Annotated in this window: 16 protein-coding genes; 8 read left to right on the forward strand and 8 right to left on the reverse strand. The window is 39.5% G+C overall.

Annotated elements, in window-relative coordinates; all coding sequences use genetic code 11:
* Nucleotides 1-48: 48 nt before the first annotated feature.
* The 3 genes from F885_RS15720 to F885_RS15710 form a co-directional block, all read right to left on the reverse strand.
* Nucleotides 49-417 carry a hypothetical protein gene (locus tag F885_RS15720; RefSeq protein WP_005313786.1) on the reverse strand — a complete coding sequence of 123 codons (369 nt, stop codon included), beginning with the start codon at nucleotides 415-417 and terminating at the stop codon, nucleotides 49-51.
* 34 nt (nucleotides 418-451) lie between these two features.
* On the reverse strand, nucleotides 452-1,018 hold the full coding sequence (locus F885_RS15715) for a nuclear transport factor 2 family protein (protein WP_005203749.1): 567 nt from the start codon (nucleotides 1,016-1,018) through the stop codon (nucleotides 452-454).
* Between the two features lie 156 nt (nucleotides 1,019-1,174).
* Entirely contained in the window at nucleotides 1,175-1,474 is a 300-nt protein-coding gene (locus tag F885_RS15710) for a DUF3817 domain-containing protein (RefSeq protein ID WP_004806966.1), read from the reverse strand.
* Between the two features lie 432 nt (nucleotides 1,475-1,906).
* Between F885_RS15710 and F885_RS15705 the strand changes: the two genes are divergently transcribed.
* Nucleotides 1,907-2,881, forward strand: coding sequence for an NAD(P)H-dependent flavin oxidoreductase (locus tag F885_RS15705; RefSeq protein WP_005313788.1), 975 nt, complete (start codon nucleotides 1,907-1,909; stop codon nucleotides 2,879-2,881).
* A gap of 118 nt (nucleotides 2,882-2,999) precedes the next feature.
* Here the strand turns inward: F885_RS15705 and F885_RS15700 are convergent, their stop codons facing one another.
* Together F885_RS15700 and F885_RS15695 are read right to left on the reverse strand one after the other, a co-directional pair.
* On the reverse strand, nucleotides 3,000-4,244 hold the full coding sequence (locus tag F885_RS15700) for a saccharopine dehydrogenase family protein (RefSeq protein ID WP_005313791.1): 1,245 nt from the start codon (nucleotides 4,242-4,244) through the stop codon (nucleotides 3,000-3,002).
* Between the two features lie 36 nt (nucleotides 4,245-4,280).
* Nucleotides 4,281-5,177, reverse strand: coding sequence for an acetoacetate decarboxylase family protein (locus F885_RS15695; RefSeq protein ID WP_005313793.1), 897 nt, complete (start codon nucleotides 5,175-5,177; stop codon nucleotides 4,281-4,283).
* 425 nt (nucleotides 5,178-5,602) lie between these two features.
* On the opposite strand from F885_RS15695, the gene F885_RS15690 reads away from it, so the two are divergent.
* Together F885_RS15690 and F885_RS15685 are read left to right on the forward strand one after the other, a co-directional pair.
* The gene (locus F885_RS15690) at nucleotides 5,603-6,433 is read left to right on the forward strand and encodes an alpha/beta fold hydrolase (RefSeq protein ID WP_005313795.1); all 831 of its coding nucleotides are present in this window, start codon (nucleotides 5,603-5,605) and stop codon (nucleotides 6,431-6,433) included.
* Nucleotides 6,434-6,644: 211 nt separating this feature from the next.
* On the forward strand, nucleotides 6,645-7,883 hold the full coding sequence (locus F885_RS15685; protein WP_005313797.1) for an NADH:flavin oxidoreductase/NADH oxidase family protein: 1,239 nt from the start codon (nucleotides 6,645-6,647) through the stop codon (nucleotides 7,881-7,883).
* 748 nt (nucleotides 7,884-8,631) lie between these two features.
* Here the strand turns inward: F885_RS15685 and F885_RS15675 are convergent.
* Complete coding sequence (locus tag F885_RS15675) at nucleotides 8,632-9,438, reverse strand: type 1 glutamine amidotransferase domain-containing protein (protein ID WP_005313816.1); 807 nt, start codon at nucleotides 9,436-9,438, stop codon at nucleotides 8,632-8,634.
* Between the two features lie 127 nt (nucleotides 9,439-9,565).
* Nucleotides 9,566-9,979 (reverse strand): MerR family transcriptional regulator, encoded by a 414-nt coding sequence (locus tag F885_RS15670; RefSeq protein ID WP_005203732.1) that lies wholly within the window; start codon nucleotides 9,977-9,979, stop codon nucleotides 9,566-9,568.
* Nucleotides 9,980-10,069: 90 nt separating this feature from the next.
* Between F885_RS15670 and F885_RS15665 the strand changes: the two genes are divergently transcribed.
* Nucleotides 10,070-10,765 (forward strand): type 1 glutamine amidotransferase domain-containing protein, encoded by a 696-nt coding sequence (locus tag F885_RS15665; RefSeq protein WP_005313818.1) that lies wholly within the window; start codon nucleotides 10,070-10,072, stop codon nucleotides 10,763-10,765.
* A 133-nt stretch (nucleotides 10,766-10,898) separates the two neighbouring features.
* Here F885_RS15665 and F885_RS15660 read toward each other — a convergent pair whose 3' ends face one another.
* Nucleotides 10,899-11,564 carry an FMN-dependent NADH-azoreductase gene (locus F885_RS15660; RefSeq protein ID WP_005313833.1) on the reverse strand — a complete coding sequence of 222 codons (666 nt, stop codon included), beginning with the start codon at nucleotides 11,562-11,564 and terminating at the stop codon, nucleotides 10,899-10,901.
* A 127-nt stretch (nucleotides 11,565-11,691) separates the two neighbouring features.
* On the opposite strand from F885_RS15660, the gene F885_RS15655 reads away from it, so the two are divergent.
* From F885_RS15655 to F885_RS15640, 4 genes are all read left to right on the forward strand, one after another.
* Nucleotides 11,692-12,549 (forward strand): LysR family transcriptional regulator, encoded by an 858-nt coding sequence (locus F885_RS15655; RefSeq protein WP_005313836.1) that lies wholly within the window; start codon nucleotides 11,692-11,694, stop codon nucleotides 12,547-12,549.
* Nucleotides 12,550-12,700: 151 nt separating this feature from the next.
* The gene (locus tag F885_RS15650) at nucleotides 12,701-13,222 is read left to right on the forward strand and encodes a sigma-70 family RNA polymerase sigma factor (RefSeq protein ID WP_162180558.1); all 522 of its coding nucleotides are present in this window, start codon (nucleotides 12,701-12,703) and stop codon (nucleotides 13,220-13,222) included.
* Nucleotides 13,223-14,230 (forward strand): FecR family protein, encoded by a 1,008-nt coding sequence (locus F885_RS15645; protein ID WP_005313841.1) that lies wholly within the window; start codon nucleotides 13,223-13,225, stop codon nucleotides 14,228-14,230.
* 196 nt (nucleotides 14,231-14,426) lie between these two features.
* A complete protein-coding gene (locus F885_RS15640; RefSeq protein ID WP_005313845.1) occupies nucleotides 14,427-17,585 on the forward strand; it encodes a hemophilin receptor HphR in 3,159 nt (1,052 codons plus the stop codon).
* Nucleotides 17,586-17,769: the final 184 nt, after the last annotated feature.

Below are 17,769 nucleotides of genomic sequence, written 5' to 3' on the forward strand. Positions count from 1 at the left end.
ATGCTACTGTTTAGTCAGTCTGTTTTATTCCTATATACTGAGTCATATTTAATAAGTGTAGAAGTTCAGACCACGTTCAATCCTTTGAATTTCATAGCTTGCATAGCCTAAATTGGTTTGAGTACGGTCTAAAATTGCATAGAGGAAAACACTATGGTTGGTTTCTAGTGGTGTAATAATGTGGTATTGATGATTCGTACACATGAGCACACTTTCTAGAAAATCATGAGGACTAATTTCATCCATTAATTTTTTCTGGTAGTTAAATAGATTCACACCTTCAGTCACCGCGAAATCAAAATTAAAAAACTCTTCACCTATAGTTTCTAAAATAGAACCATCAAAAGCATCGACTAAGGCCAAGATAATTAAACCTTCAATCTTATTTAATTGTTCTAATAACGAAATATTGTTCATAGTTTATTCTGCACTTATTTGCGTAAATCTTAGACTATTTCTTAAAGGGGAGAAGCAAAGAATAGCCTGTTCCGATATATGGAACAGAGCGATATAAACCATTCGCTGGGTCCCAATAGTCTTGTTGAAATATGATGAGATGTTCAGCATTCACTTTGATTTGGCTAATGCCATAGGAAGACATTGTTTTTATTCGACCAAACATTTTAAAATCATAGGTCATTTGCCAATGAATATAAGCCGAGTCATTTTTATGGGTTGCACTAATTAATTTTACCGATACCTTACTGACATGTTTATTCATTCCCTCAAAATGCTTCATCAGCTCTTTTTTAGTTGAGAATTGAGAGAGTGTGTCATTTATGTATAAATTATCAGCATAGAGTTGGCTTGCATTTTTTACAAAATTTACTGTGCCCATACTATTAAATGCGGAAACAAAATCCTGACCAATCATTTGAGCTTGTGCATCACTTAAGGGGATTCCACGGATTTGTTGATTTGCTTTCTCATAATCAGCGGTATAACTCGATATGCTTTTACAAGCAACTAAGGAGAGTAAGCTCAGTGTTGAGATAGCCAGTGTTTTTATAACATTCATATTGATGATCTCACTCCTTTTAAAATTATAATAAAATTTGGAATGTGAACCAGATGTGAAATCACGCATTGATCTGGTATGAATAGCTTTTTTATTTTTCAAACAATAAAAAAGGAAATCATTAGATTTCCTTTTTTCAGTATCAGTATAAAAGCCTTATAGCTTGGCTTGGCGTTGTGCGATGTATTTTTCGTTAAAGAAGCCACCAAATGGAATAAAGGCAAGCACAAATAATCGAAGCAATTCTACGCCAGACCAAAGTGAAGCCGTACGGACTAAGTTCCAAAGATAGAATAAAAATGCCAGACCATGAATCGGGCCCATAATCTTTGTCGCTATCGGTAAATCAAATGCGTACTTGAGCGGAATCGCCACGAGGAATAGCAACAATAAAGTGACGGCTTCAAGCACAGAAGCAAACCGCATCTGTTGCAACTTCTTTGTCATTGCGCTCATAAAATAGCTCCAGGAGATTGATAAAAGAATAAAAATTAACGAAGCATATCATCTTTAATAACTAGTGCATTGATATTGTTGGTAACGATTCTTATTTAATCATGCTGATAAAAAAGGGGAATCACATGGCAGCAAAAGAAAAGAATTTGCTACTGATTTAAGGCATGACCATGAGAGGCAAGAATCTTTGCTGATTAAAATTAAGTTAGATAGACAGGTAATATGCTGATATTTAATTCAATAATAGATTTTTCATTCAACTGCTTTGTCATTTTACTTACTAAACAGACGTGAATGTAAAGTTTATGCAACTTGTTGCATAAAAACTTTTATCTAGATATGATGAAGTGAATTTTAAAAAAGTGAAATGCTTCTTATTTCTAAAAAAAGCTTTATCTATTTGAAATAATGAGTATCTAAAGGATAAAAGTAATGTCAAAAATTCCAGAATTAATGAAAAACCTGAGACTCCCTGTAATTGGTTCACCGTTATTTATTATTAGCACGCCCAAGCTGGTGCTGGCGCAATGTAAAGCTGGTGTGATTGGTTCGATGCCAGCATTAAATGCACGACCTGCCGAAAAGCTAGAGGAATGGCTGAAAGAGATTACCGAAGGAATTGCTGAACATAATGCCTTACATCCAGACCGACCTGCGGCACCTTTTGCAATCAACCAGATCGTGCATAAAAGCAATAATCGTCTGGAACATGACATGGAATTGATTGTCAAATACAAAGTACCGATTGTGATTACATCTCTAGGTGCACGAACAGAAATCAATGATGCGACACATAGTTATGGTGGTGTAGTTTTACATGATGTTATTAACAATACCTTTGCTAAGAAAGCGATTGAAAAAGGGGCAGATGGTTTGATTGCAGTGGCTGCAGGTGCTGGTGGTCATGCAGGTGTCAAGAGTCCATTTCCATTAATTCAGGAAATTCGTGAATGGTTTGATGGACCTTTAGCTTTGTCGGGTGCGATTTCTACTGGTGATGCGGTTCTTGCTGCACAGGCGATGGGAGCAGACTTTGCTTATATTGGTTCTGCATTTATTGCCACACATGAAGCCAATGCCGAGGATGCTTATAAGCAGGCGATTGTCGATCATAATTCAGATGAAATTGTCTATTCCAATCTATTTACAGGTGTACATGGTAACTATCTGGCACCAAGTATTCGTGCAGCGGGGCTTGATCCAGCCAATTTACCCGAAGGTAATCTGAAAGATATGGATTTCAGTACACCGAATGAAGATGGTACACAGCATAAGGTCAAACCATGGCGTGACATCTGGGGATGTGGTCAAGGTTTAAATGCAATCAAAGCCACTACTTCAGTCGAAGAACTCGTGAGCCGACTTGAAAAAGAGTATCTCGCAGCAAGAAAACGTCTCATGCTTTAAGGTTTAAAATCAGGCCTTAATTTCTAAGGCCTGATAAGTTTTATGATGCTGTTTTTAACAATGAGTATTCACTTATTGAAACGTTTCCCTCAGAAAGTCGAGTTAAAAACAGAAGATTTTAAACCTGCTCAAAAGTAAGCCCAGCATGTTTTGTTAAACGTTGAATAAATCGATCATCAAACATGGTCGCAGGTGTCCAAAAGCCACCTTGAGCAGTCGATTTTTTGCCATCTTTGGCATGGTCAATGGCAAGACTCAGCGCTGCTTGTCCCAACATCTTTCCTGTAGAACCATAACCAGGATCACGGTCACCAGTTACTTTGACTTTTAGACTTTGTCCTGCATCGGTTTTACCCACAAAACGTAAGTCAAATCGTCCTGCCAATTGTTGCTCTGGCGTAGGGCCTTCTCCCGGCTTTGGTAATAGGTAACGTTCCATCACTTGGCTAATCGGTTTACTGACCGCAGCGAGCATAAATGCCCCCAGACCAGAGACCACAGCTAAGGCTTTTAAACGTCCTTTGAACCCTTCACCTGTCAAAATCGCTTCGTTATAGCGAAAGTTGTTGCCATAGGCATTACCCGATAAAGCATTAGAACGCTGTACCACACGTTCATTTACAGCGGCCATGACAAAAGGCGCAATCCATGCATTAAAATCAGGGTCGAATTTGGCGCTTTTGATATAAATCTGTCTTTGGGTATTGCCATGACCTGCGGGGCTGAGAATATATGGATTAAGTAGATCTTTACGCAATGCAGGATCAGCCGCAGCTTCTTGAATCACATTGATCAAACTCGCGACTGTACCGCCAGATGCACCACCTTTTAAGGTTTTAACCCGCATGGAAACTTGAGTGGCAGGCGCATTAAACTGCTGTTGTGCTTGTTGCTGCAGGTAATAAACGCCCATATCCGATGGAACTGAATCAAATCCACAGCAATGCACAATACGCGAACCTGAGAGTTGTGCTTGCGCTTCATACTTGGTGATCATGTGTCTAATCCACTGGGTTTCTCCAGTCAGATCACAATAATCTGTTCCGTTATTCACACAGGCTTGAATTAATGGTTCGCCATATAGAGCATAAGGACCAACTGTCGAAACCACTACACGTGTTTGTGCACAAAGTGCATCGAGTTCGGTTTGATTATTGGCATCGGCAACCAAGATCGGGACAGCTTGGCCAATAGGGCCAAGCGCATCTTTGACCTGTTGTAATTTCTGCTGTGAACGTCCAGCAATTGCCCAACGGATCTGTTCTTTTTGAGTGGCAAAATATTCGGCCAAATACTGAGTTAGAATCTGGCCGACGAAGCTAGTCGCACCAAAGACCACAAGATCATAATTTAATTTTGTCATTACTTGTTTTTCCTTAACGATTTGATGAGTTGAATATTAAAGTGCTTTGGGTAGGTGGAGAATAACTTGCGCGTCTTGAATCACATCTAAACGAAGAATTTTTGATGCACCAAGTTCATCTAATAATTGGCTTAAAGGTCCGCCATGACGAACTAATTTGACTTTTCTAGGCAGCAGTTTTTGTCCAAAAGATAAGAGATTAGATTGAACTAGGGTTTGCTGCCACTTGCCATCAACTAGATGTAACATCGTTGCTTGACTCATACGTGATTCAGATTTTACCTGCTTTAAGTGAGGTGTCGGTGCAATCAGGCTTAAATCGATTTTGCCAGATGTATCCGTTAGGCTCGCATTCACGTCTTTGGAGCTGATATCGACCTTAATTTCAGTGAGCCATTTAGGAAGTTGGTAACCATAAACACCACGGACCCGCGCAATTTCTGTATCTACAGGTAGCGCTAAAACATGTGCGTAAAAATGGTGTTGGCGAATCGAGCTGATGAGCTCTAAAGCATGAGAACCATGTGCATTAGGCTTACGGACCACAATTGCGACAGAGACTTCATTATATGGATCATTATCACAAACAGAGTATGTAAAGAAGGTAACAGCGACCAGCCCATAGCCAGGAAAGGCCTGTAAAGGCTCTAAAGGCGCGGGTAATTTTTGCTTGAGTTGTTTAAGTGGTGCTAACATCAGCACTTGTACATTGCCACTACGATAATAAAAATTGGGTGCCCAAACAGGCCCGACTCTTGATTCAACTAATTGTTTAGGCGTTTTGCGGAAGAAATCAATATTCCCAACGGCAGGGTCTTGTACAACTTGATCTAAATCAGGATTCATTCTAAACCGATCATAATATCCATCTTTGGGAACATTGACTTTATGTTGCCCAAACTCAACTTCAGTAAACTGTTTATTGCTTTGCATATTCGTAAACCTTTGATTGACCAAGTTGTTCAAAATGTCTGTCAGCGACTAGGACATTTCTCACATTTGAGTTCACTATAAGATTAAAGTGAACTTTAATGTCAAGCCGAAAAATTTGATATTTGATAAGTACAAAGCTAATTCGTGTGAACAATGTAAAGAAAACAAGTGCTGAAAACATTTAAAATTGTGAAAAAACCATTGATTTCAATAAGTAAGACTATTGATCATCTAGTTATTTTTAATCATTAAATTACATTTTTATTATCAGAATAGGACTAAAAGCATTGACCTTAATGCGAACTTTAACCTTAGTATAGAAGCACTATCCACACGGATGGTACTTAAAAAATGTAGTTATAAGCGTATTAATTAGAACATAGATCATGAATCGACAGTGTAAATCTTACACAGGAGAAACAAAGATGGCATTTGTTACGACAAAAGATGGTGTAGATATTTTTTATAAAGATTGGGGACCTCGCGATGCACAGGTCTTATTTTTTCATCATGGTTGGCCATTGAGTTCAGATGATTGGGATGCTCAACTGTTATTCTTTTTAAATGAAGGTTTCCGTGTTGTCGCACATGACCGTCGTGGACATGGTCGTTCCAGTCAGGTGTGGGATGGGCATGACATGGACCATTATGCAGATGATGTTGCAGCCGTGGTACAGCATCTTGGGATTAACAATGCGATTCATATTGGCCATTCCACAGGTGGTGGTGAGGTGGCTCACTATATTGCACGTCATGGCGAAGCGAATGTTGCTAAGGCGGTTTTGGTGAGTGCGGTGCCACCGATTATGGTTAAAACAGCCAATAATCCTGACGGTCTACCGAAAGAAGTCTTTGATGACTTGCAAAATCAGTTATTTAAAAACCGTTCGCAATTCTACTATGATTTACCAGCGGGCCCTTTTTATGGTTTTAACCGTCCAGATGTAAATCCGTCTGAACCTGTGATCTGGAATTGGTGGCGTCAGGGCATGATGGGTGGCGCAAAAGCACATTATGATGGCATTGTCGCTTTTTCCCAGACTGATTTTACTGAGGACCTGAAAAAGATTTCAGTCCCTGTATTGGTAATGCATGGTGATGATGATCAGGTGGTACCTTATGAAAATTCTGGGGCATTGTCTGCCAAACTGGTACAAAACGGGACTTTAAAAACTTACAAAGGTTTTTCTCATGGCATGTTAACCGTGAATGCCGATGTGATTAATCCAGATCTATTGGCATTCATCCGTGCATAGGCGGCATTGATTAGATTCAAAATACCATTCAAGAATAGAGGTATATTTGCCTCTATTTTTTATTTTAAAGATTTTTTGATATTGGTATCACTGGTTAAGTTTATGATTTTATTTCGATGATTCGAAAATACTGATAAAGTTTGATCAAACCTATTGACATTAAAGTTTACTTTAATCTTAAAGTAAACCCATACTCAATGAGGTAATCAAAATGAAAGTATTTGAACAATTAGTTTTTCCGAATGGTTCGCATATCCCCAATCGTATTGCAAAAGCAGCAATGGAAGAAAATATGGCCGATTTAAACCATGCGCCATCTGAAGAGCTGATGCGTTTATACCAAGCTTGGGCGGATGGAGGTGTAGGTTTGATTATCACAGGTAATGTCATGGTGGATTGTCGTGCCATGACAGGGCCAGGTGGTGTCGTACTGGAGGATGAAAAATATTTGGATACCTTCAAACGCTGGGCGCAAATCGGTCGTTCGAAGGGTGCACAAGTGTGGTTGCAAATCAATCATCCTGGCCGTCAAATGCAATCTAATTTAGGTCAAGAGACTTGGGCACCATCAGCGGTCGCTTTAGATTTGGGAAAAATGTCAGATCGTTTTAATATCCCAATTGAAATGAACCAAGACATGATTAATGAAGTGATCCAACGTTTTGCTAACACTGCACGTCTAGGAGAAAAAGCAGGCTTTACTGGTGTTGAAATCCATGCTGCGCATGGTTATTTACTCAGTCAGTTTCTTTCGCCACTCAGTAATAAGCGTCAAGATCAGTGGGGCGGCTCTTTGGAAAATCGTGCACGTATTTTGATTGAGATTGTTAAAGCGGTGCGTGCTGTGGTTTCAGATAGATTTACAGTGGCGGTGAAGCTGAACTCGGCTGACTTTCAACGCGGTGGTTTTAGTGCTGAAGACGCACAGCAAGTGGTTATGATGCTCAATGAACTGGCTGTTGATCTGGTTGAGTTATCTGGCGGTAGCTATGAAGCACCAGCAATGCAAGGTCAGGCACGCGATGGTCGTACCTTGGCGCGAGAAGCTTATTTTCTAGAGTTTGCTCAAGAAATTGGTAAAGTTGCGAAGATGCCTGTAATGGTGACGGGAGGAATCCGTCGTAAACAAGTGGCTGAACAAGTCATTGAAAGTGGTGTCGATATGGTGGGGATTGCCACAGCTTTGGCAATCGATCCAAATCTCCCAAATGAGTGGAAGCGAGGGCAAAATACGGCACCTGAGTTGAAAACAATTACTTGGGAAAATAAAACTTTAGCGTCGCTTGCCAATATGGCCACAGTGAAATTCCAGTTACGTAAACTCAGTCTTGGTAAATCAACCAATCCAAAAGTTTCTCCGCTTTGGGCGTTGATTTTGCAACAATCAGCAATGACATGTCGTATGCGCCAATATAAACAACGGATGCGTACATATTCATTTGCATCTTAAGATGGCTCAAGTCATTGTCACTATTCTGATAATAGATTGATTGAACAACAGCCAATTGCAGAACAATCTGTAATTGGCTTTTTTATGGGCAAGCAATTAAAAACATTGGAAAGGAAAAAGTGGTTTTTGATCATAAAGAATCTGCTTTACTTATAAATTTATTTTTTATTCTCTATTTAGCTCAATCCAACGCAGTAACAGGAATGAAGCATATGAACTTATGAAATAAGACTCGGATTACAGGTACGGGGAGCTATTTTCGCATTCAGTGGATATAGTTATCAATGGAATCTGGAGTGATTTCAGCAAGTCCAAGCGCATTTGGTTTTATGAGGTTAAATAGATGACCAAGCTAAAAAAGTTACGAATAACCCTTCTTGTGAGTGTGCTTATTTCTGTTCTCTACTGGGGAGGCGTAATTCTATTTAGCACTCACATCTTCCTAACCCCAGCTGGGGCAGATGGAGAACCCCATAAGGCTAATTTCCTGTTTAAGTTGTGGCTCGGATTATCATTTATGGGAGCCGTAATAAGTATAGTTGTGATGAATTTAAGAAAATCATAGCAGTTACCTAATTTTCCGTGAAGTATAAGGAGGTTATTTCTGAGCCCTCATCCTGAAATATAAGAGGACTATTTTTTGGGGAAAATTTAGGAAGGCTATGTTCAAGTTTAATAAGATAAAACTAAACTTATGTAGATGTTAAAAAAAACCAGATAATCAAATCTGGTTTTTATAGAAAAAAGTCTAATTCAAACTATTTAAGCGCTTAACGACTACCTCTGCAATTTCTTTACTGGATTGTGGATTTTGCCCCGTGATAATCCGATCATCAGCGATTACATAAGAAGTAAATGGAAGGAAAGCTCGTTTATATGTTGCTCCTCGTTGTACTAATCCATCTTGCAACGAGAAAGGCACTTGAGACTTAATTCCTGATAAAGTCTCTTCAATATTGGCAAAGCCTGTAACAGTACGACCTGCAATGAGGGGCTGATCCGTTGGGGTTTGAAGCGGCAATAACCCACCAACACCATGACATACTGCCGATACAACACCACCTTGCTGATAAATCTTTTCGCTGATCTGCTTTAGGCCTTGGTTGTTGGGAAAATCCCACATGGTGCCATGTCCACCCGTGTAATAAATCGCTTTATAGTGGGAAGGATCAATGGCATTGGGTGCTAGTGTATTGCTTAAGCGTTGTATGAATTGGGGATCATCCAAGTGCTTTTTTGCTGATTGATCAACATAAATTGGCTTAAGACTACGTTCATCTAGCGGTACAGCACCACCTTGTGGGCTGACAAAATCCATGTCATAGCCAGCCGCTTGTGCGACATCATAAAAATGGGTGAGTTCAGTCAGCCACAATCCTGTCGTATCTGATCGAGTTGGATAAGCTGAGTGGTTGGTCATCACCACCAAAATTTTGCCTTTTGGCTTAGCTTGTACGTGTTGTTGAGCAGTTTCGGTTGCATAGGTCATATTACTGATGAATATGAGCATAAAAATGCCAATCAACCACTTTGCAAAATTCCAAACGTTAAACATGACAGGTTCCTCATTTGATACCTGAGGTTGATGCTATGTTTAAAGTGAGGTTTAAGGTCAAGTACTTTTGCGGATTTCTTTATGAGTTGTCTTTGTGATTGCAGCTTAAAAACTGATAATTGACGTATTAAGCTTTGTCGTTGGTATAGTACAAATTGAGCAAACGCTGTGCATTTTCTTCGCAGGTAATTTCATCTGGTTTGCTATTGATCGCCACAATCATCATTTGCAGATTTTGCTTACTCACTGCCAGTTTTTGCTCTAGTTCTTCAATATCTTTGATCTTGCTTTCGAGCAAGCCAATGAGAATGTCATGATTCCATGAAGAGACATTCGATGGTAAAAACGCTTTAATTTCTGTCAGAGAAAAGCCAACTTGCTGTGCTTGTTGGATCAGGAATAGCTGTTTGAGATCATTTTCACTATATTCCCGATAGCCATTTGATTTGCGTTTAGCCTTCGGTAACAGCTTGATTTGCTCATAATAACGAATCGTTGGGGTGCTTAAACCACTTTGTTTAGATAATTCACTGATATTCATTACTGATTTTCTCTTGACATTAAAGCAAACTTTAAGCTTATAGTGATGCAAAAGCAAGATTAAAAATAAATCAAAAAGCAGAGGTGAAAGATGTCAAAACGTATTCTCCATGTGGTCACCAACGTCTCTAAATATGAGGGTATCGATCGTCCAACTGGATTATGGTTAGGGGAACTGACACATGCCTATGATGAGTTTGAAAAGCAACATTATATTCAAGATATTGTTAGCCCAAACGGAGGGCATTCACCGATAGAACCCAAATCATTAGCGCGTTTTGTTACCGATGCTTCTGTGCTTAAACGTAAAAATGATCCCGTTTTTATGCAGTTATTGGAAACCACCAAAAATCCATCTGAGATTAACTGGCAAGATTATGATGCAATCTATTACACTGGTGGGCATGGGGTGATGTGGGACTTCCTAGACAATGCTGAATTACAGGACATCAGCAAAAATATTTATGAACATGGTGGCATTGTTGCCAGTGTCTGCCATGGTTATTGTGGATTGCTGAATGTTCAGTTATCAAATGGACAATATTTAATTCAAGGGAAAAAGCTGACAGGCTTTGCATGGTGTGAAGAGGTATTGGCTGGTGTGGCAAAGAAAGTACCTTATAATGCGGAAGAACTGGCAAAACAACGCGGTGCACTTTATCAAAGAAAATTCATTCCATTTCTACCCAATGTGGTGCGTGATGCGAACCTGATTACAGGGCAGAATCCATTTTCTGCACGTGTTACCGCATTTGCGATGATCAATGCTTTAGAAGCTAAAGCATGAATTTTTCATCAGTGAAAAAAGTTAAAGAGAACATGGATAAAGTGACCGATAAGAATCACGCTATCCATTAATCTTCTACTTATTTTAGATGCCGAAATTATTCATATTCCATATGCAACGCGCTGTTCCGTTGCTAAAAAAGTACTAGTTTTGTTGCGAGTGTTTCTGCTTGATTCAATGCATTGTCTAAAGATTTTTGATGTCTAATATCTGCAAATTCTTGGTATTCAGATGCAATTTCATCAATATACTCAACCCCTAAATATTTGCTTAAAGTGCGCAGATGCGGCACAAGATGGCTTTGATTGGCGCGAATACCATCGGTGCCGAAACCAAATTCTCCACTTGACGTGATAATCACCAAGCGTTTGCCTGACAGTAAAGGTTGGAGTGGAAAGTCGCCACGCGCAAGGTCAAAGTCAAAGGTTTTATTGATACGAATGATTTGATCAAACCACGCTTTTAGTTGTGCAGGCATACCATAGTTATACATCGGTGATGAAATCACAATGAGATTGGCTGCTGCAACTTCAGCAATCAATTGATCAGATAAGGCTAAGATTTCCTTTTGCGCGGTTGTTCTTTTTTCTTCAGGGCTAAACACCGCACCAATCCAGTCTTGATTAATAAAAGCGGGTGGATTCATGCCTACATCACGATAAATATACTCATCTATCACTTGTTGCTGTTGTAAGGTCTCAATAAAGCGTTTCGCGATATTTTTGGAAATGGAGTTATGACTTGGATTTGGATTGAAAGCTGCTCGAACACTGGCATCAATATGTAATAGGGTTGTCATGATCGCTCACTTGAGGAATTAAAAGATAAACTCATCTTAAGAGGTCATTAGAGGCTAGACAAACCAGTAAATTACAGCTATGAATGATTTAAATTCATCTATAAAACTTATTTATGGAGTGTTGAAAATGCAGGTTTCTTTACAAGCATTGAAAGCATTTGAATCTGCTGCTCGTTTAGGCAGTTTTAAATTAGCTGCGGAGGAGTTGTCTTTGACACCAACTGCTATTTCTCATCACGTCAGCAATTTGGAAAGCCGTTTAAATGTGGACTTGTTTTATCGACAGGTTCGAAAAATCAGCTTAACAGAGACTGGCGAAAAATTAGCGATCGCAATATCTAAAGGATTTCGGACTATTGAAGATGCTTTAGAAGAGGTGAGTACCGCCAGCCGAGTGATTAAGATCACCACAACGTCATCCTTGGCAGCAATGATTTTGATCCCAGCCATGCAGACTTTTTCACAACTCCATCCAGAGATCGAGATTGAGATCTCTACAGGTGAAAGTTTGGACAATCATTTATATGCGCTACCGATTCGTTATGGTGCTGTTTCATCGGTTTCATCCTCAGACATTATTAAATATGAGTCATTTAATGTATTTTCAGCCGCAGGGCTATATACAGAGAATTGGCCTGAACAGTCGATTACACTGTTTAACACCGAATGGAAAAATAAGAATTTGCCTAAACCGCCATTTCAAACATGGCTTGAGAAAAATACTTTTGAGGAAAAAAACATAACTGTGCAGCACTTTGATCAAGAAATTTTTGGTATTCAAGAAGCTCTGATGGCCAATGGATTGGTATTTTGCTCAAACACATTGGTCAGTCGACTAATACAAGCAAAATTGATGCAATCATTAGTAACTGAAAGTGTGCAATCCGAACTATGTTATTACATTCCAGACAAAGAACAATTAAAGCGTAGAAATCGGCATATGAATGAACTGATTTTGTGGATAGAAGCACTGTTAAATCAATAAATTATTGCTTATTACTGTATTCTAAGAGCGGTGGAATATTGAACTTGTGCTTATAAAAATAACAGTCAACTAAAGTTTGTGCGATTCTTTCTTGATTTTATAAATGATAATAATTATCATTTAATCACACTTTGTTTTGAGTCAAATGATTGTGAACAAAACCCCTATGCTTGTAGATCAATTATACAGAAACCATAGAGGCTGGCTTCATCAATGGTTGAGACAAAAAATAGGCAACACTGAGCAAGCCGCTGATCTGGTGCAAGACACCTTTATCAAATTACTGCAAACACGCGATGAACTACTGGGCATTAAAGAACCTCGCGCTTATCTTACTTCAATAGCAAAAAACTTACTCATCGACCAAGTCCGTCGCAAACGCATAGAACAGGCTTATTTAGATGGCTTGAGCCAGATGGAATACATGCTGGATGCAGTTGCTTCGCCAGAAGATCAAATGCAGATTATTCAGGCCTTGGACCAGCTTTGTAAGGCATTGGAAGATGTCTCTGCTAAAGCACAACAAGCATTTATATTGCATTACCTTGAAGGTTATACCCATAAGGAAACGGCAGAACGATTGGGTGTTTCAACCAAAATGATTCAGAAATATCTAGCAAACTGTCTGGCTCGCTGCTATCTGATTCGTTTAGAAATGGATGTCAGCATTTAAATGGCAATCGATAAACAAGACCATCATCAACTGGTTGAAGAGGCTGCATTATGGATTGTGCAGTTAAGCTCAGATGATGAGCCAACCCGAAAAAAAGCTCAATTGCAGTTTAATCAATGGAAACAGAACAGCCAGCAACATCAAAAAATTGCAGCTGATATCGAGCAGTGTATTCGCTCAATCCAAAAAGTATCTCAAACAGCACAGCATAAAAAAGTGGTTCAATCAGCACTTAAAGCAGGTTTAGGGTCTGCAAAAGCGTATAAGCATGTTCGTGCGGGGAGCGCATTTGTCATTGCATTCTTTATCCTCAGTGGCAGTTTCCTTTATGTGTCTGATACCTCTATTGCCTATATCGGTGCTGATATTCAAAGCGATTCGGCGCAGTGGACAACACAAACCTTACAAGATGGTTCGCGCTTAATTCTACGGGGCAAGAGTGCAGTCAATATTGATTTCCAAGCAAAGCAAAGAGTGGTCGAATTGGTGCAAGGGCAGGTTTATGTTGATGTTGCCAAAGATCCAAATCGCCCATTTTTAGTCAAAACCAAACATGGGCAGATTCAAGCGCTTGGAACGGCATTTAGTGTGGCATTTACACCTTCAGCAACAGAATTAAAAATGTTGCATTCGCGAGTTCGTGTACAAGCCGCAGCAAATGGTTATTCAGCTCAACAAGTGATTGTAAGTGCGGGACAAGCCGTCAGTATGAATCAGAACGGAGTGCAGCCAATTTCGGCACTCAATATTTATAATGAACAACAAAAGTGGAATAAACATCAATTGATGGTAGAGGATTTACCGCTCGATCAGGTGTTAAAAGAATTAGATCAAAACTACAAAGGCAAAATCTTGTTTAATGCTGAAGCATTACAAGATATCCAAGTAAATGCAGTGTTGCCCTTAGACCAAACTCAAGATGCACTTAAATTATTAGCAACAGTATTTCCTAACTTAAAAGTTTATCAAATAACACCTTATCTCATTGTTATTTCATTAAAAAAATAGTTGCTATATTCATTGTAAAATGAACGAATTTTAAAAAGTTTTTATTTTTTTAAAATTTAGGTTCCACTTTTTTTAAAGCTGCTCGTCATAGTAAGTAGAAGCAATAAATTTGGGATCATTTTATCTCAATAGATTTAATGATTCTTATTTACATTTACTGGGGTGGGCAAGAATGAAGAAAGTCGGAGATGGTCAAATGCGAAGTCGGAACTTATTTCGATTTTCAACACTCGCATTTGCTGTACATACAGTGTGTATTGCGAGTTTAGCTTTACCGATGCAACATGCTTATGCAGAAACCGTTGCGGCAAAATCTTATAATATTCCTGCAGGGACTTTAGCCAATGTATTGAATCAGTTTGCTGAACAATCGGGGACTTCAATTGCCATTGATGCACAGCAATTAAAAGGGCAATACAGTTCAGGATTAAAAGGTAACTTTGCATTAGAGCAAGGTTTTCAGCATATTTTAGCATCTTCGGCATTCTATGCAGTCAAAGTCGGTCAAGGTTATACACTGGCAAAAAAGACAGCTAAAAATAGTAATGCACCTTCAAGTGCCTCAGTAACTGCGATGAATCATACATCTTCGACTCAAGCTCAAGATGACGAAATCTCTGTTCGTTTGACGCCAATGGTGGTCTATGGTCAAGAAGATCGTGATACTCAGGGCAGCAATCGAGTCTATGATGCCAATCGATCTTCTGTTTATGCAGGCAAAGACTATATTGAGCGTTTTAAAGGCACCAATCCAGCCGATGTTTTGCAAGGGATGGTTGGGGTTTATAGTGGTGATGCCCGTAATAGTGGTGCTTTAGATCCGAGTGTACGTGGTGTGCAAGGGGTAGGTCGAGTGCCATTAACCATTGACGGTACTGAGCAGTCGATTGCGGTGTGGCGTGGCTACAATGGGGTGAATAATCGGAATTATATCGACCCTAATCTGATTGCGGGCATTGAAGTCATCAAAGGCCCATCACTTGAACGGAATACCACAACCTCAGTCGGTGGTGGAGTTGTGGTCAAGACCTTAGAAGCGGATGATATTGTTCGTCCGGGTAAAACCTTTGGCGCAGAACTAAAAGTAGAAGGTTCTACCAATGCCATTGATCCTTCATTGCCCGACATGAGTAAAATCGGCAAAAACTATAATGATACGACGCCGTGGGAGGATATCAATGGTCAAAAATACGATCCAGATATTTATAAAAAGAATCGAACCCGCAATGATAATTCTAACTTTTCGGGAGATGATTTAGCAGGTCGACTCGCATTGGCAATGAAACAGGATAAATTTGATTTATTGGCTGTTTATGCTGTTCGTGAACGTGGCAACTATTTTTCAGGCACACATGGCGCTGGGTATTACAAACGGGCTGAGCCAAGTAATAGTCTTGATTTTATTCCTTATTTTGCGCATTCCTATAAACCTGGTAATGAAGTCCCCAATACCTCAAGTCAGATGGAGTCTTGGTTATTTAAGGCAGGTTATCGACCAAGCGATGATCAAGCGCTGAAATTCACTTATCGAGATACCAAAAATAGATTTGGTGAGATCATGCCTTCACGAATTGAATGGGGGTTAACCCCTGAAATTGGTGTACCGCAATGGCCACTCAGTGATATTCGTTCTAAGGCCTATAGCTTAGAATACAAATATAAACCTGAGAATAATCAGTGGATTGATTTTTATACCAATATTTGGCAAACCGACACTGAAAGCCAAACCTATACACGGGGTGGATGGCCAACGATTATTGATTTTAGAGATAATCGTCTGATCAATACGGCAATCAGTCATTCAGACAATCGACGCCAAGGTATTAGTATCAGTAATAAAGCACAATTAACGAATCAGCTCGATTTAACTTTGGGGGGAAGCTTCTTAAAAGAAAAGCTCACATCTGATGATATTTATGGTGAATACGGTCCAAGTTATTCCTTATATCAAGCTTTACCTCGTGCCGGACGTCGTGAAGAAAAGACCTTTGATTTTAATTTTAACTATCGACCAGCTTCTTGGCTAAGCTTTGATGCGGGTATGCGTTACCGCTCTTATTGGGCCTTTGATGACTTCTTAAATAAATCAATCAGAGATGGGATTGATCCTTCGTTAAATCCATTATTTACCAAGAAAAGTAAAGTCAAAGAATACAACTTTGAATATCGAACCATGCCAGAAAGTTATGATGCTCAGCAACAACGTATGCTAAACCTTTTAACGCAACGTTATGCAGCCAACAATCCTGATTGGGATGGCCGTTTAGAAACGGTGCCTGCATCAGAAACGACGTTGTATAGCCGAATTTGGTCACAGAAAAATACACTCACTTGGAAAGCTGATGACAATGGTCATTTGGCCCTAGCGGATAATATATTGAACCAACTGAATGCCTTAGGCCAGAAGTATGTGGTTATCGGGAATGGTTTTCAGCCTGTTGTGATTGAGCAGGTCCCGATTGAATCAGCTCAGAAAGTAAAAGACAGTGGCTGGGCACCTCAACTTGGTGCATCCATTCATTTGACTGAAAATAATCGGCTTTATGTACGCTATGCAGAGGAATATCGCTTACCGAGCTTATTTGAGAGTACAGTTGGTTTCTCAGCAATGATGCCATATCAGGAGATTAAGCCCGAACATGCGTTTAATTATGAAGTGGGTTATGTCTATGACATGCGGAATTGGCTCAGCTCAGCACGTAATGCCGATATTAAGCTGGCCTATTACTACAACAAAACCAAAAACGTAATTGAGCGTAATCAAAATCTGATTTTTACCAATATGGATGAGCAAAAGCTTTCCGGTATTGAGTTGCAAAGCCGTTTTGATAATGGTGCTTTCTTCACTGATTTAAGCATGGCTTATAACCTCAAAAATGAAGTCTGTGACAGCAATAGCGCCATTAATAAAATGATTAATAGCGGTACAGTACAAACAGATCAAGGTATTCAATTCCGCGATGCTTATCAACGTTGCGTCGATGATGGTTTTCCGAACGGCTATCTCGTGACGATGTCGACACCTGAGCTTAGCGCACATGCTTTATTAGGCGCGCGCTTTCTAGATGAAAGATTGGAGCTTGGTGCGCGAGCAACTTTCTACAAAGGCTATGAAAGTCCATTACGTAAAAATAATGATGCTGGTATCAATAAAGGCTATTACCTCAATGTGCCTCTCGCTTGGGACGATACGTGGATTTTTGATGCCTATGCACGCTATCAAGTTGATACCTATAACACAGTTGAATTTGTAGGTAACAACCTTTCAAACCAATTTTATATCGATCCACTCACTCGGAGTGCAATGGCTGCACCAGGTCGTACTTTGAAAGTCAGCTGGACCACCAAGTTTTAACACAGAATTTAATTCCAACCTTCACATTAGTCGGAATTAGATAAACGTAAATAATGATATTGAATGATTATTATTTACAAAACCAAGGGGCAGTTATAGATCTTACTGTTCCTATAACTAAATAGATAACGATAGCGTTATCTTCATTGAAACAATAACTTAGCTTTAGAAAAATGGAGTAACA

It is taken from the genome of Acinetobacter higginsii (genome assembly GCF_000369845.1).
GTDB classification, from domain to species: Bacteria; Pseudomonadota; Gammaproteobacteria; order Pseudomonadales; family Moraxellaceae; genus Acinetobacter; species Acinetobacter higginsii.